The organism is Hyphococcus flavus (assembly GCF_028748065.1).
Classification (GTDB): domain Bacteria; phylum Pseudomonadota; class Alphaproteobacteria; order Caulobacterales; family Parvularculaceae; genus Hyphococcus; species Hyphococcus flavus.
The window spans coordinates 117,481-136,700 of sequence record NZ_CP118166.1 but is presented as its reverse complement, the minus strand read 5'-3'; the positions used below and the strand labels follow the sequence as shown (position 1 = coordinate 136,700).

Annotated in this window: 20 protein-coding genes; 14 read left to right on the top strand and 6 right to left on the bottom strand. The window is 52.6% G+C overall.

What is annotated here, in order from left to right:
- Window position 1 precedes the first annotated feature (1 nt).
- From PUV54_RS00730 to PUV54_RS00715, 4 genes are read left to right on the top strand one after another with little or no spacing between them, the layout of a single operon-like run.
- On the top strand, window positions 2-409 hold the full coding sequence (locus PUV54_RS00730) for an SUF system Fe-S cluster assembly protein (protein ID WP_274493599.1): 408 nt from the start codon (window positions 2-4) through the stop codon (window positions 407-409).
- Entirely contained in the window at window positions 410-775 is a 366-nt protein-coding gene (locus tag PUV54_RS00725; protein ID WP_274493598.1) for a HesB/IscA family protein, read from the top strand.
- A gap of 48 nt (window positions 776-823) precedes the next feature.
- Entirely contained in the window at window positions 824-1,255 is a 432-nt protein-coding gene (locus tag PUV54_RS00720) for a hypothetical protein (protein ID WP_274493597.1), read from the top strand.
- Window positions 1,255-1,620, top strand: a complete 366-nt coding sequence (locus PUV54_RS00715; RefSeq protein WP_274493596.1) for a TfoX/Sxy family protein — start codon at window positions 1,255-1,257, stop codon at window positions 1,618-1,620. The genes PUV54_RS00720 and PUV54_RS00715 overlap by 1 nt, the downstream gene beginning before the upstream one ends.
- Here the strand turns inward: PUV54_RS00715 and PUV54_RS00710 are convergent.
- The 3 genes from PUV54_RS00710 to PUV54_RS00700 form a co-directional block, all read right to left on the bottom strand.
- The gene (locus tag PUV54_RS00710; protein ID WP_274493595.1) at window positions 1,617-2,327 is read right to left on the bottom strand and encodes a dienelactone hydrolase family protein; all 711 of its coding nucleotides are present in this window, start codon (window positions 2,325-2,327) and stop codon (window positions 1,617-1,619) included. The genes PUV54_RS00715 and PUV54_RS00710 overlap by 4 nt on opposite strands.
- A gap of 21 nt (window positions 2,328-2,348) precedes the next feature.
- Window positions 2,349-3,767, bottom strand: coding sequence for a pyruvate kinase (pyk, locus tag PUV54_RS00705; RefSeq protein ID WP_274493594.1), 1,419 nt, complete (start codon window positions 3,765-3,767; stop codon window positions 2,349-2,351).
- Between the two features lie 77 nt (window positions 3,768-3,844).
- On the bottom strand, window positions 3,845-4,804 hold the full coding sequence (locus tag PUV54_RS00700) for an NAD(P)H-dependent flavin oxidoreductase (RefSeq protein WP_274493593.1): 960 nt from the start codon (window positions 4,802-4,804) through the stop codon (window positions 3,845-3,847).
- A 127-nt stretch (window positions 4,805-4,931) separates the two neighbouring features.
- Between PUV54_RS00700 and PUV54_RS00695 the strand changes: the two genes are divergently transcribed.
- Together PUV54_RS00695 and PUV54_RS00690 are read left to right on the top strand one after the other, a co-directional pair.
- On the top strand, window positions 4,932-6,494 hold the full coding sequence (locus PUV54_RS00695; protein WP_274493592.1) for an AMP-binding protein: 1,563 nt from the start codon (window positions 4,932-4,934) through the stop codon (window positions 6,492-6,494).
- 198 nt (window positions 6,495-6,692) lie between these two features.
- Window positions 6,693-7,439, top strand: a complete 747-nt coding sequence (locus PUV54_RS00690; protein ID WP_274493591.1) for a VPLPA-CTERM sorting domain-containing protein — start codon at window positions 6,693-6,695, stop codon at window positions 7,437-7,439.
- A 98-nt stretch (window positions 7,440-7,537) separates the two neighbouring features.
- Here the strand turns inward: PUV54_RS00690 and PUV54_RS00685 are convergent, their stop codons facing one another.
- Window positions 7,538-8,713: an acyl-CoA dehydrogenase family protein gene (locus PUV54_RS00685; RefSeq protein WP_274493590.1), complete on the bottom strand. Its 1,176-nt coding sequence runs from the start codon at window positions 8,711-8,713 to the stop codon at window positions 7,538-7,540.
- Between the two features lie 75 nt (window positions 8,714-8,788).
- Here PUV54_RS00685 and PUV54_RS00680 point away from each other — a divergent pair, with 75 nt between their 5' ends.
- Entirely contained in the window at window positions 8,789-9,391 is a 603-nt protein-coding gene (locus PUV54_RS00680; protein WP_274493589.1) for a glutathione S-transferase family protein, read from the top strand.
- Window positions 9,392-9,493: 102 nt separating this feature from the next.
- On the top strand, window positions 9,494-10,498 hold the full coding sequence (locus PUV54_RS00675; RefSeq protein ID WP_274493588.1) for a S41 family peptidase: 1,005 nt from the start codon (window positions 9,494-9,496) through the stop codon (window positions 10,496-10,498).
- 139 nt (window positions 10,499-10,637) lie between these two features.
- Here the strand turns inward: PUV54_RS00675 and PUV54_RS00670 are convergent, their stop codons facing one another.
- Window positions 10,638-11,195 (bottom strand): TetR/AcrR family transcriptional regulator, encoded by a 558-nt coding sequence (locus PUV54_RS00670; protein ID WP_274493587.1) that lies wholly within the window; start codon window positions 11,193-11,195, stop codon window positions 10,638-10,640.
- A gap of 114 nt (window positions 11,196-11,309) precedes the next feature.
- On the opposite strand from PUV54_RS00670, the gene PUV54_RS00665 reads away from it, so the two are divergent.
- From PUV54_RS00665 to PUV54_RS00640, 6 genes are read left to right on the top strand one after another with little or no spacing between them, the layout of a single operon-like run.
- Window positions 11,310-12,920 carry an acyl-CoA carboxylase subunit beta gene (locus tag PUV54_RS00665; RefSeq protein ID WP_274493586.1) on the top strand — a complete coding sequence of 537 codons (1,611 nt, stop codon included), beginning with the start codon at window positions 11,310-11,312 and terminating at the stop codon, window positions 12,918-12,920.
- 8 nt (window positions 12,921-12,928) lie between these two features.
- Window positions 12,929-14,110 (top strand): acyl-CoA dehydrogenase family protein, encoded by a 1,182-nt coding sequence (locus PUV54_RS00660; protein ID WP_274493585.1) that lies wholly within the window; start codon window positions 12,929-12,931, stop codon window positions 14,108-14,110.
- 2 nt (window positions 14,111-14,112) lie between these two features.
- Window positions 14,113-14,949 carry an enoyl-CoA hydratase/isomerase family protein gene (locus PUV54_RS00655; RefSeq protein ID WP_274493584.1) on the top strand — a complete coding sequence of 279 codons (837 nt, stop codon included), beginning with the start codon at window positions 14,113-14,115 and terminating at the stop codon, window positions 14,947-14,949.
- Window positions 14,946-16,904 carry an acetyl/propionyl/methylcrotonyl-CoA carboxylase subunit alpha gene (locus PUV54_RS00650; RefSeq protein ID WP_274493583.1) on the top strand — a complete coding sequence of 653 codons (1,959 nt, stop codon included), beginning with the start codon at window positions 14,946-14,948 and terminating at the stop codon, window positions 16,902-16,904. Before PUV54_RS00655 ends, PUV54_RS00650 begins: the two co-directional genes overlap by 4 nt.
- Before the next feature lie 3 nt (window positions 16,905-16,907).
- Window positions 16,908-17,765: a beta-keto acid cleavage family enzyme gene (locus PUV54_RS00645; protein WP_274493582.1), complete on the top strand. Its 858-nt coding sequence runs from the start codon at window positions 16,908-16,910 to the stop codon at window positions 17,763-17,765.
- Between the two features lie 20 nt (window positions 17,766-17,785).
- Window positions 17,786-18,211, top strand: a complete 426-nt coding sequence (locus PUV54_RS00640; RefSeq protein ID WP_274493581.1) for a VOC family protein — start codon at window positions 17,786-17,788, stop codon at window positions 18,209-18,211.
- A gap of 10 nt (window positions 18,212-18,221) precedes the next feature.
- On the opposite strand, the gene trxB is transcribed toward PUV54_RS00640, so the two are convergent.
- Window positions 18,222-19,181 carry a thioredoxin-disulfide reductase gene (gene trxB / locus PUV54_RS00635; protein ID WP_274493580.1) on the bottom strand — a complete coding sequence of 320 codons (960 nt, stop codon included), beginning with the start codon at window positions 19,179-19,181 and terminating at the stop codon, window positions 18,222-18,224.
- Window positions 19,182-19,220: the final 39 nt, after the last annotated feature.

Genomic DNA, 19,220 nt, shown 5'->3' with positions numbered 1-19,220 from the left:
TATGGATGAACAGCAACGCGATATTATTGACGTGAATCCACCCGTTGCGGATCTCGTGCCGCAGGCGGAAACCTCTGGTGCGTCATCGATCCCGGCTGATGAGCTTGACCGGATCACGGCTGACATCATCCGAGGATTAAAGACTGTGTACGACCCCGAAATCCCGGTTGATATTTATGAGTTGGGTCTCATCTATAAGGTGGACCTTAACGATGACCGGTTATTGACGGTTGATATGACATTGACCGCGCCGGGCTGCCCGGTAGCGGGCGAAATGCCCGGCTGGGTTGAAGAGGCGGTGCGTGGCATCGAAGGTGTAGAGGAAGTCAAAGTGAATATGACGTTCGATCCGCCATGGACGCCAGAGAAAATGTCAGACGAAGCGAAGCTGGAGTTAGGGTGGCTTTAAATGCCTAGACCAAGACCCAAAGTTGTAACACTCACCGATAACGCCGCCGCGCGCATGACGGAAATCATGTCCGGCGCCGATGAAAATTATATCGGCGTCAAGATTGGCGTGAAGAATGGCGGCTGCGCTGGCATGGAATACACCATGGACTATGCGACGGAGGCTGGTCCACTTGATGAAGTCGTCGAGGAGAACGGCATCAAAGTACTGATCGATCCGAAGGCGATCCTGTTCTTGATCGGCACGGAAATCGATTACGTGACTGAGAAACTGTCCCAGCGTTTCGTCTTCAACAATCCAAACCAGACCGACGCCTGCGGCTGCGGTGAAAGCGTGACGATTGTGCCGTCCCGAACGGTGAGTTGACAACGTGTAATAGCAGGTAGAGTTGAAGAGAGAATATGGAGCTAGTTGATGAGTAGAATATTCTCTCAAATGAAAATCATAAATGTTGTCATTACTGGGTTGTTATCAGCATGTACGACGGCAACACACGTAGATACAATCAAACAATACCAACGCACGTCATTTACGCTATCTTTGATTGGTCAAGCGCCTAGATTGGCACGAGATGAAGTTGTTCCAGATATGGCGAATGCAACAGATGTCGCTTACTGCGCAATCATAACAGGGGATGATGTCGGTAGAGATGGCAAGTTAGTCAAAGAGCTAAGGCGACTTGTGCCAGAAGCTGAAGTCGCGGATCAATTGCTCGCCGAGGCTGCTGCCTTTGAATACCAAGCTATAGATTTCGCTCGATTTTCCGACAATCCAAATACTGCGATTTATTATAATTCTGGATGTCATCGGAGAGCTTGCTTGAATGCGAGAGATGAATTGCCGTAATGCCCGCATCAGCTTCTTACTCTGAATACATCAAAGACCTTTTCTCCCCATTCGGCGATATCACCGTTCGCAAGATGTTCGGTGGGGCGGGCGTTTATTGCAACGGCGCTATTTTCGCCATCATCGGCGATGACGATCTATGGCTTAAGGTCGATGACGTTACCCGTGCGGAGTTCAAAGACGCGGGGCTTTATCCCTTCGAAGTCGAAATGAAGGGTAAGATCGGGACCATGTCCTATTATTGCGCGCCTGAACAAATCTATGACGATAATGACGCGCTGCGCCACTGGGCCAAGCTTGCCCTTGGCGCTTCTATTCGCGGTCAAAAACCTAAAAAGAAAAAAGCGAAGAAGAAAAAGACTTAAGCGAAAATCTCGCTCAGGAAATTTTTCATGGCTTCCCACGAACGCCTGTCTGCGCTGGTATCATAAACCGTGCCAAAATCGGGATCGTTGGCCGCCGGATTGGTGAACGCGTGCATGACGCCGCCATATCCGTGAAGCTGCCAGTCAGCATTCGCTTTAGTCAGTTCCTCGCCCAGAGCCACAACGTCAGACGGCGGCGCCATTGGGTCGTCCCAGCCATGCAGCGCCAGAATTTTCGCCTTGATTTTATCAACTGTGTTTCCTGAAGCGCCAAGCAGTCCGTGAAAACTGACCACGCCCGCGACATCGGCGCCCGTGCGAGCAATGTCGAGTACGCAAAGCCCGCCAAAGCAGAACCCGATGGCGGCGACTTTTGATGCGTCAGCTTCTGGCTGATCTTTGACCATATCGATGTTGGCAGTGAGATGTTTTTGCAAGTAAGCACGGTCTGAAACGAAGGGTTCAATCAGTTCCTGATTCTCTTCTTTTGAAGTTCCGAGAACGCCCTTGCCGAACAGGTCGATAGCAATGCCCGTGTAGCCGAGCTCCGCCAGCACTTTCGCCTTGCCGTTTTCAAAATCGGAGCGTCCAGCCCAAGCGTGGCTGACGAGGACCACAGGCGCTGGAGTCTCCGAAGGGGCTGCGAGAAACCCTTCGTAGGTCTTGCCTTCGATCTCATAGTCAAAGGTTCGCGTTGTAATGGACATGCGTTGCCTCCTTTGATGGATTTAGTCGGGCGCGCCGATACGGCTGATTTTCAATGTATTCGTCTTACCTTTTCGTCCAAACGGATATCCGGCGATAATGATAATGCGGTCGCCGTCGGCGCCTCCGTTGGACTTAGCAAGCGTGTCGGCTTTTTCAATCATCTCGTGGAAATGAGCGATGTCCTCCGTCACCACCGGCTGCACGCCCCAAAAGAGCGCAAGTTCGCGGGCGACTTGCGCTTCTGGTGTTGGTGCGATGATCGGGCAGTGCGGGCGATCGCGAGACAGGCGTTTCGCTGTTGATCCGGACTTGGTGTAGGCGACGGCGAATTTGCAATCGAGAACTTCAGCTATTCGGCGCGCAGATAGAGTGATGGCGTCAGCCGTTGTGTAGTCCTCATCCTGACTCGAATAGTTGTGAAACCCTTCGGAACCTTCATCGTTTTCCGTCGCGGCGATAATACGATCCATGATGGCGACTGCAGTAGGCGGATGCCGCCCGACAGCGGTTTCGGCTGAAAGCATAACGGCGTCTGCGCCCTGATAGACAGCGGTTGAGACGTCAGAAGCTTCAGCGCGGGTCGGTGAAATGGATTCAACCATGGATTCAAGCATGTGCGTTGCGACAATAACAGGCTTGCCGGCGCGGCGGCAGGTGCGAATTATTTTTCGCTGCAAGATCGGCACGTCTTCTGCGGCGCATTCGACGCCAAGGTCGCCGCGCGCCACCATAATAGCATCAGAAAGCTCGACGATCTCATCAAGCTGTTCGACGGCGGATGGCTTTTCAATTTTCGAGATGATGCCAGCGCGCCCTTGTATAAGTTCGCGGGCTTCCTTCACGTCGTCAGGCTGCTGAACGAAAGAAAGCGCGATGTAATCGACACCAAGATCAAGCGCAAATTTCAGATCAGCACGGTCTTTTTCAGTCAAGGCGGAGATCGGCAGTCGCCTGCCTGGCACATTGATGCCCTTGCGGTTTTTTAGCTCGCCTGGCGTGTCGGCCTTAGCAATAATATGGCGTGAATTGCGTTCAGACACCGTGACTTGAAGCTTGCCATCATCGAGTTTGAGCACGTCGCCCGGCTCCAAAACGTCTAGAAGCTCTTGGTGCGGTATTGGAATGACGTTCTCATCATTCGACTCGTACGAATGAACGAGCTTATACTCTGCACCATAGCGCAACTTGATAAATTCGTTCGCAAACGCGCCGGTGCGGATTTTCGGACCTTGCAGATCAGCAAAAATAGCGAGCGGCGTACCGATGTCTTTTTCGATTTCGCGGATGGCTTTCGTGACGCCTGTCAGCTTGTCGTGCTGTCCGTGGCTCATATTCAGTCGGAAGATATCCACGCCTGCTTTGTTGATGAGCCGAAGCATCGACGGGGATGCACTCGCCGGGCCGATTGTCGCAACGATTTTGCAAAGACGATTACGCATGAGGGCCTCAAAACCTAGGTGTGAGGCCTTTTAACCCTATGTCGCATGCTCAGGGCAACGCGGTCCGGAACTTTATTTTAGCGAAGTCCGGCCTTTGCGGTTTCATATTCATTGGCCAATTGGTCAACGTACGCTGCCGTCGATGTTACTTTTTTGACAGCGCCAATGCCCTGTCCGCAGCCCCATATGTCCTTCCAGACTTTTTTGGCGTTCTCTCCGCTCGACTTGAAATTCATTTTTGAAGGGTCGCTTACGGGCAGGTTGTCAGGATCAAGGCCGGCATTTCGGATGGAAGGTTTCAAATAATTGCCATGCACGCCTGAAAAATAATTGGTATAGACAATATCATCCGCGAAACCGTCTACAATGCCCTGTTTATACGCTTGATCGGCATTAGCCTCGTCAGTAGCGATGAAAGCAGACCCGACATAGGCAAAATCTGCGCCCATGGCTTCAGCGGCGAGAACGGATTGACCACGTGCTATACAACCAGAAAGCGCGAGAGGGCCGTCGAACCACTCCCGTATTTCCTGAACAAGCGCAAAAGGCGATTGCACGCCGGCATGGCCGCCCGCGCCTGCTGCGACACAAATCAATCCATCTGCGCCTTTTTCAATAGCTTTCCTGGCAAACGTATTATTGATCACGTCATGAAGTACGATCCCGCCATACGAATGGATTGCTTCATAGACTTCTTCGCGCGCGCCAAGTGACGTGATCACAATCGGCGCTTTATGTTTTACGCATGCATCGACGTCATGCATCAAACGGTCATTCGATCGGTGCACAATTTGGTTGACAGCGTAAGGTGCGATCGGAGCTTCAGGATGCGCCTCACTGTGCTTTGCAATGCCGTCGTTAATTTCAGTCAGCCATTCATCGAGTTTTTCCGCTGGACGTGCGTTCAATGCCGGAAATGACCCAATAACACCGGCCCTGCATTGTGCAAGAACGAGCTTTGGCGTTGAGACGATAAACATTGGCGCGCCGATCACGGGCAGGCGCATTTTTGACTTAATCTCGCTAACGGACGGCATGAAGTTCTCCTAAAGTGTCGTAATCAGCTATAAGCAAAGGGATGGGCGCCGCAACTGTCCTGTGCAGCAGGTTTTCTTAGGTCACGATGCGGGGCATAATAAGCCAAAAGGGAAACGCACATAGCATATGGCTGACCGAGAAGTTCTGAACCCGCCCGTTATCGCCGACCTTATCTGGGAACAGGCCAAGCGGCGTCCTGACCAGGTAGGGCTGATATTCGAAGGACAAGAATTCACTTATGCACAGATGAATGCGCGCTCGAACAAAGCTGCGCAGGCGCTTTTAGACTCAGATATCAAGCCCGGTGATCGAATTTGCTGGTTAGCGCGCAACGTGGCGACTTTCTGGGACACGCTATTCGGTGCGGCGAAAATTGGCGCTGTAATGACGCCAATAAACTGGCGCCTTGCACCGCTGGAAGTCGAGCAGATCCTGGATGATGCCGATCCCGCCCTTTTTGTCGCCGAACGCGCGTTTCTGGACGCGTTGGACGGAATTGAAGGGCGCCCAGAATGCACAACGATGGTTCTGCATGAGGGCGGCGAAGGATGTTTTGACACGCTGATCGATAAACATGAGGCGATAGAGCCGGACTATGTTCCCGCCACCGAGGATGCGCTCGTGCAGCTTTATACTAGTGGCACGACAGGGCTTCCCAAGGGTGTGATCTTGCCAAATCGATGTTATTACGAAGTGGGGGAGGCAGGGCTGAAAGCGAACATACTAATCCCGCAGTCCGATGACGAAACCATGTTGCACGCCTTGCCGCACTTTCATGTAGCTGGGTTGAATTTCGGCCTGATGGGAATTGCGCGCGGCATGCCTATTATACAGCATCGCCAATTCGACCCTGGCGCCGTTGTGAAAGATGCTCAAGGTCAAACGCCTTTGAATTCGTTTTTGGTGCCGGCCATGGTCATGATGATTTTGGAAGCGGCGAAGACGATGCAATCGCCACTCACAAATTTTGTGAACATCAGCTATGGCGCGGCGCCAATGCCTGAACGATTGCTGGATGCGGCGATGGTGGCGATGCCCAACGCAAAATTCACGCAGTTCTACGGTATGACGGAAACAACCGGAGGCGTGACAGTTCTCGATCACAAAGATCATGCACATGGAAAAACGCAGCGGGTTTCTGCCGGCAAAGCGCTGCCCGAATGTTCTGTCAAAATTTGCGATCCCGATACGGGGGATGAACTGCCACAAGGAAACACCGGTGAAGTTGTGGTTCAGTCCGGATTTGTGATGGATGGTTACTGGAACAAGCCTGCCGCGACACGCGAGGTTATTAAAGACGGCTGGTATTGGTCAGGCGACGCTGGCTATCTCGACAAAAACGGCTTTCTGTACGTTGTTGACCGCATCAAGGACATGATCATTTCCGGCGGCGAAAACATATTCCCGGCGGAAATTGAGAAGCTATTGGCAAAGCACCCTGACATTGCCGACGTGGCCGTCATCGGCGCGCCGGATGACAAATGGGGCGAGGTGGTGAAAGTCGTTGCAGTAAAAAGGGCGGGCGCAGAAATTGACGGCCCGGCAATCATTGCATTTCTTGAAGGCAAGATCGCCGATTTCAAGCTTCCGAAATATGTTTCATTTCTGGAAATTCTACCGCGCAACCCTTCCGGCAAAGTTCTCAAAACAGAGCTTCGCAAGGGTGAGACAGCGGGGCTGATTCGATAAAACCACGCAGTGTGCCGACCGTTGAAGGTGATTTTACTACCTAGGAGGGTGGGGGATGCTGTTTACCACCCCTCAAGGTAGAGAAAATTGCGGCAAAAGAGCATAAGGGTGCGAGTTTTGCACTATTTCAGGCGGAACCACTTTCGGAAAAGATTAAAACTCTGTAAAAGGTCAGAGTTCGTGTTTTTATAGGGGGATATGATGAAACAACTCATCTCAATACCAATGGCGCTAGGCGCCCTGTTTTTTGCGAGCGCGCACGCCGCGCCAATGACCATTGGCGGTGTCGATTTCGATACTGACAATGCTGCATCGACTGTGCTTTGGGCGCAGGGCGGTGTGTTCTCAGGTTTAGATCCAAATCGCCGTGAAGCTTGTATCGATCCGACTGACACGTCTTCGACTGTCGGTGTAAATGGCGTTGAGTGTCGCGCACTCGAAGCTGCCGGCTTTGATCTTAATGAATCGATCGAGCTTGACGATAACGATCCGCAGACACCGGATGGTCCGGATGTTCTGGCTGCCTTTTTCGATCAGGGGCCGCTGGTTAATGGCGATGGTGTAGATCTTATTTTGTTTGAAACGCTCGATCAGGACGACTCTCCAACAGTGACAATCCTGCTTAATGGCCAGCAACTCCTCGGTACGAAACTTGGCGTTGAAGATGTTAACGGCGATACCTTCACGATCTGGGGGTTCGATTTCTCTGATCTTCCGCTTGGCCTCGCTATGGGTGCGACCGTTGGCGAACCAATTTATGTTCAAACTTTCCGCGATGGTGATGATGCTGACGGAAGAGTGGTAGGTTCTGCGGACATCGCTGCGATCGTTGGCGTCAACTTCGGTGAGCCAATGCCGGAGATTCCGCTTCCAGCCGCTGCTTGGCTATTTATTGCAGGCTTGTCAGGTCTCGGCTTTGCTGGACGGCGCAAAAAGAAAGCATAACCTAGTTTCTTCATTGAAACACGAAAAGCCCGCCGTGATCCCCCTCGGCGGGCTTTTCGTGTCTGATGTTCTGTTTGTGTGCGCTACAGGCGCATGACCTAGAGGCCCAGTTGTCTCGCTGCCAGGTCGTTCATGATTTCTTCCGATCCGCCGCCAATTGCCATCACACGCACTTCCCGATAGATCCTCTCCACGCGGCAGCCACGCATGAAACCGGCGCCGCCAAGAATTTGCATAGCTTCACGGGCGCAGAATTCCATGGTGCGGCTCGCCTGTACTTTCAGCAGCGACAAGTCTGCGACAGGTGACTCTCCGTTGCTGACGCGCCACGCACAATGGTCCAGATAGGTCTGGGCAGCGTTCGCGCGCCGAACCATTGCTGCGAATTTGTGACGGATCACCTGATGTTTTGAGAGCTGCTTGCCAAAAGTCTGGCGTTCAAGCGCCCAGTCTGCAGCATCTTCGATGCAGACCCGTGCAAACGCGATCGCCTGCGCCGCCATTGAAAGCCGCTCCATATTGAAATTCGCAACAATGCCGACGAAGCCGGAATTTTCCCGACCGATAAGGTTTTCAGCCGGCACAGTGACATCTTCAAAATGGATTGTCGCTGTGTCTGACATCCACCAACCCATTTTTTTTAGCGGCCTTCGTGTTACGCCTTGCTGGTCAGCCTCGATCAAAAGGAGGGAGAGGCCGCTGGCGCCGTCCCCGCCTGTCCGCACGGCGACAGTCAGATAATCGGCGCGACAGCCAGTTGTGATGAAGGTTTTTTCACCGTTGACGATATAGGTGTCGCCTTGACGAACGGCCTTTGTTTTGAGGTTTGCGACGTCCGATCCGCCAGAAGGTTCGGTGACGCATAAAGCGATCAGCTTTTCACCGGATATAACTTCCGGTGCAATGCGTTGCTTTAATTCATCACTGCCAAGCGCAATAATAGGCGGCAGGCCGATGCCATGGGTCATTAAACCAGCGACAAGCCCGCCGGCGCCCGCGCGCGCCAGCTCTTCCGATGAAATCATGGAATGAAAAACATCGACGTCTTCGCTGACGCCGCCATATGCTTCAGGAAAGCCAAGCCCTGTCAGGCCCGTTTTAGCTGCTTGTTTGTGCAATTCGCGCGGGAAAGCGCCTGCTTCATCCCAGTCATTCACATGAGGCATGATTTCGCGATCAACAAACTCCCGGACCGTCTTACGCCACGCTTCATGGGTGTCGTTCAGGTGAGACGATGGTAACCGTAATGAGTCAAAACTAAGCGGATTGGTCATGGTGAAGAACTGTCTTCCTGAATTGAGGCGCCGTCAACGCGCAGTTACACTTGCAAAAAACTTGGAGAGGCGCTCATGAAACTTTATCACTGCCCAAATGCACGCTCTATGCGCTGTCTATGGGCGCTTGAGGAATTGGGGCTTCACTACGAGTTGATTACGCTTCAATTCCCGCCCCGCGTTTTCGATAAGTCCTATAAATCGATAAACCCGCTCGGCACGGTGCCATGCTTGATCGATGGGGACACTAAGATGACCGAAAGCGCTGGGATCTGCGAGTACTTGGGCGTCAGGTATGGGCCGACACCGCTGGCCGTTACGCCTGAGGAGCCTGAATACGGCGACTACCTCAACTGGCTGCACCGTTCCGATGCGACGTTATTGTTTCCGCAAACGCTAGTATTTCGCTATTCGGCGCTGGAGCCGGAAGAGCGCCGCCAGCCGCAGGTCGTTGAGGATTACAAAAAATGGTTTCTGGGCCGGTGGCGTTCGGTTGAGGAAGTACTGGAGACCAGGGATTATCTCTGTACCGAACGCTTCACTATGGCGGATATCTGTGTCGGGTATGCGTTGCACTTCGCTAATGTACTCGGCATTGCAGAGGCTATGACGCCGAATGTGAAAAAGTGGTGGAAACGCTTATCAGAAAGGCCAGCCTTCCAGCGAGCGTCAGGATAATCTCGGATATTTGCGTTATTGTGTGTCTATTTTGCGACGAGTTGCGTCGTGCTTCTCAAATTGATATTTAAAAATACTGTATAAATTAAAAGGGTTAAGCGTATGTTACGGGTTCTATTGGGTGTTGTCGCAGCGATAACGTTTTTCAGCCAAGCTACAGCACAACATAACATCACCGCTGAAGAAGCGCGTGCAACACTGATGGATCTCGCTGGCAAACTGGAAGCGGGTTATATGGACCCGGATATCGGCGCGGCTTATGCGGCAATGTTACGAGAAAACCTTGGCGCGGGAGCGTACGAAAATTTAGCGGATGCAAAAGAATTTGCAGCGGCTGTTACTGAAGATATTCAGGCAGTAAACTCCGATGCACATCTCACATTGAATTTTGCGCCGCCAAGAGAAGGTGATGCGCCTGGCGCTCCACCACCGCCCCCTTCAATGGATGCATACGGTGAAACAAAGTGGATTAACGACGACGTTGCATACTCCGAGTGGCTGATCTTTTTGGGGATGCCGGATGCTCTTGATCATGCGCGAAAAATCATGACCGAATACCAGGGCGCCAAAGCACTAATTATCGATTTGCGGAAGCTGCCCGGCGGTGGGCTGGCGGAGTTGGATATCTTAGCGAGTTATATTTTTGAAGCGCCAACGCATCTCGTCACCATGAATATACGCGAAGGTATGGGCGGGGGCATGGCGAGTATGTTTGACGGATTGCCGTCTATGAAGCGTCAGCCAACAACTGATGGAATAATGAGCTGGCAACACTGGACGCTCTCATCTGATGACAAGCTTGGCTGGGATGACACCCCTGTATATATTTTGACAAGCGGCAAGACTGCTTCCGCTGGCGAGCATTTTACGCTGGCGTTTAAAACCACAGGCAGAGGAACAGTTGTTGGAGAGACAACGGCTGGCGCCGGTCATTTCGGTGGGCCTGCGCGCATAGGAAAGCGGTTTACGGCGTTTATTCCTGTAGGCGAAACCATCGACCCTAAGACAGGCCAAGGTTGGGAAGGCGCGGGTATTGAACCGGATGTGAAAATTGCGGCGGATGATGCGCTCGAAAAAGCACTAGAGCTTATTGCGACTCCGCTCTGACTTTTTGCAAGTGTGTCTGGGCCTGTTGGGATTTTGACTTCAGATTACAACCCATTTGCATACAGCGGAAAAGCGCATTCGACCGGCTATTACGAGGTTCAGTGAATGCAATTCCCAACTACTGTAAAATAGATCAAGTTCAAGATGCGCTTGAGGCGAGGTCAATCCAGGCGTCAATAACCTTGCGCATATGTTTGGTATCGCCGATTAGACCGTCATGTACGAGTAGGCCGGTCATCATGCATCGTCCAATGGTAAGGATGGCTTCAAGTGCTTCTGCATTGTTGTCGTTCACCGGCAAGAGATCGCGTAACTCCGCCTCGATGTCGCGCCGCCAACTATCAAGTTTTGGTGCGATACGATGGCGTAATGTTGCATTGGTGCGTGCAGCGACAAGAATTTCCAGCAGCGCGCCGTATTCGTCGGTCGTAAACTGTTCGCGCCAAGACCGGCGGATCATATCGCCAAAGGCGTTTTTGTCCTGATCTATGTTGTGTTTGGCGCGTTGAAACCATTTGACCGAGCGGCTTAACAGAAATTCCGCCGTCGCTTCGACAAGATCGTCCTTCGCCGGGAAATGGTGTTGTAGTGCGCCTAAGCTGACACCGGCAGCATTCACCACCTGTTTTATTGAGGTTCCATGATAGCCACGGGTGGAAAGGCAGGAGACCGCGCCTTCACAAATGCGCCGCCTCATAGCGGCTGACTTCTCTTCCTGGCGTTTCGCAGGAACTGCGCCTTGATGTTGACGGGGCATGCTCATAACGATAAAACAATACGATCATATTGTTTTGTCAAGGCCCAATTAACGATGCCTGTTTTTGACTCTGAAATTGATTTGCGCAGCGAGGCTTTCGCACAGAACCGCGCCGATCATTTGAAACTGATTGAGAAATTCCGCGAGCTGGAAGCAAAAGTTGCCGCAAACTCGGCGCGTGCAAAAACGAAATTCGAAAAGCGCGGGCAATTGTTGCCGCGCGAGCGGCTTGCGCTGATCCTTGATCGAGGTGCGCCTTTTGTTCAGCTCTCCACGCTCTGCGGCTACAAAATGCATGACGATGATGGAGACAAGAATATCTCCGGCGGCGGCGGGATATCTGGCGTAGGTTTCATTTCTGGCGTCCGTTGCGTCATTTCTGCATCCGACAGCGGTATTAAGGGCGGTGCGGCGACGCCCATGGGTGTGCATAAGGCGTTAAGAGCACAGGCGCTGGCGCTCGAAAATAAATTACCCTTTGTGCAGCTTATTGAAAGCGCCGGCGCCAACCTCATGCGCCAGTCGGAAATGTTTGTCCCCGGCGGGCGAACTTTCGCTAACCTTGCGCGACTGTCAGCCGCCGGGTGTCCAGTAATTTCCGTGGTGCACGGATCATCGACGGCTGGCGGCGCCTACCAGACAGGGCTTTCCGATTATGTCGTTGCGGTACGCGGCAAGTCGAAAGTTTTCCTTGCGGGCCCGCCTTTGCTGAAAGCCGCCACCGGCGAGATCGCCACAGATGAAGATCTTGGTGGTGCAGAAATGCACTATCACGTTTCGGGCACTGCCGAATATATGGCGGAAAATGACGGCGATGGCGTCAGGATCGCTCGGGAGATAGTAACCAAGCTCGGCTGGAATAATGCGGGCGAGGAGAAAACCTTCGATGAACCGCTGTATGACGCTGAAGAGTTGTTGGGCGTTGTTCCCATAGATTATCGCCAGCCCTATGACTCGCGCGAAGTGATTGCCCGTATTGTTGATGGCTCGGACTTGCTAGGTTTCAAGGACGGGTATGGTGCGGCGACTTTGTGCACGCATGCGGCGATTGCCGGGCATGAAGTCGGGATTATCTCCAATAACGGTCCGATCGATGCAAATGGAGCGGCAAAGGTCGCGCAGTTCATTCAACTGATGGATCAGGCCGGCACGCCGGTTATTTTTTTACAGAACACCACCGGCTATCTTGTCGGCACGGATGCGGAACAGAATGGCATCGTAAAGCACGGCTCGAAAATGATCCAGGCGGTGACGAACATGCGCGTACCGAAAATGACGTTGCACATCGGAGCTTCGTTCGGGGCAGGGAATTACGGCATGTGCGGGCGCGCTTTCGATCCGCGTTTTATCTTTGCCTGGCCCAACAACCGCATCGCGGTGATGGGCGGCGAACAGGCGGCGAAAACCATGCGGATCGTCGCTGAGGAAGGCGCACGCAAGAAAGGCGAGGAGCCGAACGCTGAGTTTCTCGACGGCATGGCGAAGCATATCGTTGATACATACGACGCGGAATCGACGGCGCTATTTGCCACGGCGCGGCTATGGGACGATGGACTGATCGACCCACGCGACAGTCGAAAGATTCTGGCGTTCTGTCTCGATACGGTCGCGGAGGCGAAGCGACGGGAGTTACGGCCTAACGCCTTCGGCATCGGGCGGATGTAGGAGAAGTCATGAAACTCACAACAGAACACGATCAGATCCGATCGACGCTAAAAAAATTCATCGACACGGAAATCAATCCGTATGTGGATGAGTGGGAAGATGCAGAGATCTTTCCTGCTCATGATGTATTCAAGGGGCTGGGTGATCTTGGGATGCTTGGCGTCACCAAACCGACAGAATATGGCGGTATGGGGCTAGACTGGTCCTATGGCGCGGTCGTCGCCGAGACCCTCGGTCATATTAAGTGCGGCGGCGTGCCCATGGCCATTGGTGTGCAGACCGACATGGCGACGCCGGCGCTGGCGCGTTTCGGGTCGGACGCGGCAAAAGAAGATTTTCTCCGTCCATCGATTTCGGGCGACTATGTTTCTTGTCTTGGCGTTTCGGAAGTAGGCTCAGGGTCTGACGTCGCTTCCATCAAGACAACCGCCAAGAAAAACGGCGACGATTACATCATTAATGGCGGTAAGATGTGGACGACAAGTGGGACGCAGGCTGACTGGATGTGTCTCCTAGCCAACACAAGCGAGGGTGCGGCGCACCGGAACAAGTCGCTCATCTGCATGCCGCTCAAAGATGAAAGCGGCAAACACCGCAAAGGCATTACAATCGCCCGCAAACTTAAAAAGCTCGGCATGCGTTCTTCTGATACGGCGGAGTTCTATTTTGAAAATGTGCGCGTGCCGCAACGATATCTGATCGGTGAAGAGGGCGCCGGGTTCATGTATCAGATGCTGCAGTTTCAGGAAGAACGTCTTTGGGCTGCTCTATCGAGTCTCGTCAGCCTCGATGAAACCATTGATGAGACAACGGAGTACGCACGCCAGCGAAAGGCGTTCGGCCAATCTATTCTCGATAATCAGGTTGTCCACTTCCGTCTTGCGGAACTTAAAACCGATGTCCAGGCTTTACGATCTCTTACATGGGATGCGGTCGAAAAAATGATGCAAGGTGAGGACGCTACCATGCTGGCATCCATGGCGAAATTGAAAGTCGGCAGGCTTGCGCGCGAAGTAAATGATTCCTGCCTGCAATACTGGGGCGGCATGGGGTTTATGGAAGAAACGAATGTGACGCGTGCCTATCGCGATGGGCGGCTCGCCTCCATTGGCGGCGGAGCGGACGAAGTGATGCTGTCCATCATCTGCAAATATCTTGGCACGCTGCCAGGTAAATCCAATAAGGCGTGAGAATGGAAAGATTGCCGGAACTGACCGATATCCTGCTCACGCGCGATCAGTCCGTGGTTTTTGCGACTCTTAATCGACCGAAGGCTAAAAATGCGCTGAACACCGCCATGGTCGAAGGCCTCATCACCCTATGTGACTGGCTGCAGGAAAACCGTGATCTCAGGGCGCTGGTATTGCGTGGTTCGAGCGGCGCCTTCTGCGCGGGCGGTGACATCAAGGAGTTCGGCAAACAGTTGATGATGCCGGAACCTGAATCCGATAGTGAAGATCCGGTTGCAAATGGCAACCGTGTTTTTGGTAATCTTCTGTTGAAGCTTGATGCCTTGCCGCAGATTTTTGTAACTGTGGTTGAAGGGGTCGCATTTGGCGGCGCTAACGGCTTCATCAGTGTTTCGGATGTTTCAATCGCTGAGGAAAATACGCGATTTTCATTATCGGAAACCACGCTCGGCGTGCCGCCTGCGCAGATCGGCCCATTCCTTGTCCGGCGTGTGGGTGTCTACAATGCACGCCGCCTTGCGCTCACCGGTGCGCATTTCAACGCAACTGATGCGTTGCGAATAGGCCATGTTGATCGTGTTGCACACGGTGCGGCCGATCTTGAAGCTGCGCTTTATGAAACACTGAATGCTGCTGGGCGTTGTGAGCCTGAAGCAAACGCCGTGACAAAAGATATACTCAATCGAAGTGCAAATCCTATTGATTCTGCTCAGTTAGATCTTGCGGCGAAAGAATTTGCAGCATGTCTGCGCGGTAAGGGACGGGAAGGCGCTGCGGCGTTCGCCAGCAAAACTGCACCAGTATGGGTCGAAACTTACTTGGCAAAGAAAGAAGCATGACGCGCATCCGTAAACTTCTTATCGCGAACCGAGGTGAAATCGCATGCCGTATCATGCGCACCGCGAAAGCGAGAGGCATAAAATGCGTCGCTGTTTACTCAGAGGCGGATACGAACGCCATGCATGTCAGGCTAGCCGACGAAGCGTATCACATAGGTGCTTCCGAGCCAGCGCAAAGTTATTTGAATATCGACGCTGTTGTTGCTGTAGCTAAAAGGTCAAACGCTGACGCTATCCATCCCGGGTATGGTTTTCTGTCTGAGCGAGCCGACTTCGCCAGGGCATGCGTTAACGCGGGAATTATTTTTGTTGGCCCGCCTGCTGGGGCTATCGCCGCAATGGGCGATAAAGCCGAGTCTAAACGGCGGATGATTGATGCTGGGGTGCCGTGCATTCCCGGCTATCACGGAGACGACCAGTCTGACGCAACGCTAATCGGAGAGGCGGAGAAAGTCGGTTTTCCAGTCATGGTGAAAGCTTCCGCCGGAGGTGGCGGCCGTGGCATGCGCGTTGTTAAGAACAAAAATGATCTGTCTTGCGCTATCCTGTCTGCCCGAAAAGAGGCGGAAGCGGCGTTTGGTAGTGGTGCCTTGTTGTTGGAGCGTGCTGTCGCAGGCGCAAGACATGTAGAGGTTCAGGTTTTCGCCGATCAGCATGGTAATTGCGTGCACCTGGGAGAGCGGGATTGTTCACTGCAACGGCGCAATCAGAAAGTGATAGAGGAAGCGCCGTCGCCGGTAATCTCGTCCGATAAACGTGCAGAAATGGGAGCTGCAGCAGTGAAAGCCGCTCAAGCCGTGAATTATGTCGGGGCAGGGACAGTTGAATTTCTATATGATCCCGCACGTGATGAATTTTATTTCCTTGAGATGAATACTCGCCTTCAAGTCGAACACCCCGTGACGGAGTTTGTGACAGGTCTGGACCTTGTATCATTGCAAATCGACGTTGCTGAAGGCGGCAAGCTGTCGTTTCAGCAAACTGACATAGTGATTGATGGCTGGGCGATAGAGGCGCGTCTATATGCAGAAGACCCTGCACAGGAATTCGCGCCGCATACAGGGAAGGCTGCTATTCTTGAATTCCCTGCTACTGACGCTCTGCGCATTGATTCGGGAATTGGACAGGGTGATAATGTTTCGGCTTACTATGATCCGATGATCGCAAAAGTGATCGTGCATGGCCCAAATCGCGATGTGGCACGCCAAAAGCTGACATCGGCACTCGTTAACACTACCCTTTTGGGAATTACTCACAACCGTGATTTTCTAATCTCACTACTGGAAGACGAAGGATTTGCTAATGGCGAAGCAGACACAGGCTACATCGAACAAAATCTAGATAGGCTCACGAAACGTTCCACACCTGGCGGTAAGGCCGCTATGGCGTTGGTGGGAGCAGCACTCATCGACCGGCCTTTCAGCGATCATCTTACAGGGTGGGTCTCGCGTGGAGAGTCGAGTTTTCCGCTGCAATTGTTGAGTTCCAGCCATGAAACCATTCAAGCAGAGATAAAGCTCTCGGGTTCAGTGGTAACCTCAATCGTCCACGGCGCCGAAATCAGCATTGAAGTCTTTGACAAGTCAGATGACGTTATTCGGTATGGCCACAATGGACAGGTTTGTTATGCGCGGTACCTCAAGACAGGTGAGGATATCGAGATTGACGTCGATGGAGCATGGGAGCGTTATAAAGACCTGACATTAGCGCCCGCCAGCGATGCTGCAAGCGGTGATCATATTGTGAAGGCGCCGATGGCGGGCTTGATCACAAGTGTAAGAGTCGCGAAAGGTGAAACGGTTTTAAAAGGTTCCGTTCTCGCCACAATTGAAGCCATGAAAATGGAGCACCAACTTATCGCGCCACGTGATGGCGTCGTAGAGAATGTAATGGTGAAAGAAGGCGATCAGGTCGCCATTCGCGCCAAGTTAATTACGCTTGAGAATAAGGAATAGCTCATGTCGGAAAAGACGATCATCACATGCGCGCTGACAGGCGTCCTTACCAATCCTGAACAACACCCGGTCCCGGTTACGCCGGAACAGATGGCGACGGAAGCAAAGCGCGCATACGATGCTGGCGCGACGATAATGCACGTTCATTACCGGCAACAGGAATCTGGCAAAGGCCATCTTCCGACATGGGATCCCGCAATTTGCAACGAAATCAATGACGCGATCCGCGCATCATGTCCTGATGTTGTGATTAACATGACGACCGGCGTTGTCGGTTCCAGTTATGATTACGTTTTGGAGTATTTGCGCGCATGTAAACCGGAAATGGCGGCGTGCAATGCCGGTACGCTCAATTATCTGAAGACACGAAAAGATGGTTCGTGGGCGTGGCCGCCCATGGTGTTCGATAATCCAGCATCGAAAGTGAAAGACCATATCGAAGTCATGAATGAATGCGGCATCTTGCCGGAATTTGAATGTTTCGATATCGGCATTGTGCGTTCTGTCGGGCTTTATATTGAAAACGGCATGACAGACCATGCGGACTATAATTTCGTCATGGGGGTGGCGAGCGGCATGCCCGCGGATCCTGACCTTTTGCCATTACTCATCAAGTACAAGAAGGAAAGCATGCCATGGCAGGCGACAGTCATTGGCCGTGATGACGTATGGGTAGTGCATAAGCGTGCGGCGGAACTGGGGGGCAATCTGCGCACCGGCCTTGAGGACTGTTTCTACCTGCCTGACGGCGAAAAAGCGTCCTCAAACGGACCAATGATAGACGCACTCGCGTCATTTGCGCGTGACGCAGGTCGCGAAGTCACGACAGCGTTGGAAACAAGGGCTATACTAGGTCTTTAGTTAGAAAGACGGAGATATTTATGAGCCTCAATACTTACCTAACATTTGACGGCAATTGCGGTGAGGCGTTCGACTTTTATAAATCTGTATTCGGCGGCGAATTTATGATGCGCTCCACTTTTGCAGAAGGTCCGCCGGACATGGGCGTCAGTAATCAGTATAAAAATCGCATCATGCATGTTTCATTGCCAATTGGTTCGAGCATGCTGATGGGCTCCGATACGGCGGGAGAAGCGAGCGGCCCATTTGTTCAAGGCACGAATTTTTCAATTTCTTATGCGCCGTCATCAAAAGCGGATGCCGACGAGAAGTTTTTGAAACTATCTGCCGGAGGCATGGAAATCATGGCCATGCAGGATGTGTTCTGGGGTTCTTACTTTGGCATGTGCATCGATAAATTTGGCATCCGCTGGATGCTGAACATGCCGACTGGCGACGCCGCGTAAGGTTTTCAGATTATTCCGCGGCGGCGGCGTGGGTTGCTTCTTCGCCCGCGAGGAACTTTTCGGCTTCCAATGCCGCCATGCAGCCCATGCCGGCGGCGGTTACAGCCTGACGATAGATGTCGTCCGTGACGTCACCGGCGGCGTATACGCCCGGAATTTCCGTCGCTGTCGAGTCTGGCGCGGAAATAATGTAGCCGTGACCATTCATGTTCAACTTGCCTTCGAACAGTTCAGTGGATGGCTTGTGGCCAATTGCAATGAATACGCCTTCGACCGGAATCTCCTGTAATTCGCCGGTTTTGGCGTGCTTCAAACGCGCGCCCGTTACGCCGAGAGGATTTTCATCGCCGAGAATTTCGTCGAGCTGGTGATCCCAGATGACGTCGATATTCTCTTTATTGAAAAGCCGCGTCTGTAGGATTTTTTCCGCGCGTAGCTCGTCACGGCGGTGAACAAGAATTACCTTTTTCGCAAGGCCTGAAAGATAAAGCGCCTCTTCAACGGCGGTATTGCCGCCGCCAACCACTAAAACATCTTTGTTGCGATAGAAAAAACCGTCGCATGTTGCGCATGCCGAGACGCCAAATCCTTGAAATTTTTCTTCGCTTGGAAGGCCGAGCCACTTCGCCTGAGCGCCCGTTGCAATGACGAGGGCTTCCGTTGAGTAGGTTTCGCCGCTGTCGCCCGTCAACCTGAAGGGACGTTTTGATACATCCACATCAGTAATGATGTCGTTTACAAATTCCGTACCTACATGTTCGGCTTGTTTTTGCATTTGCTCCATCAGCCATGGACCTTGAATGACATCCGCAAAACCAGGATAGTTTTCGACATCAGTAGTGATCGTCATTTGACCGCCTGGTTGCAGCCCGTGAACGAGAACAGGCTTCAGCCCTGCGCGTGCGGCATAGATTGCGGCGGTCAGTCCCGCTGGGCCGGATCCCAAAATCAACAATTTCGTCTTTTTCACGTCGCGCCTCGTTCTGTCGGATCGTTTAGGTGATCGATA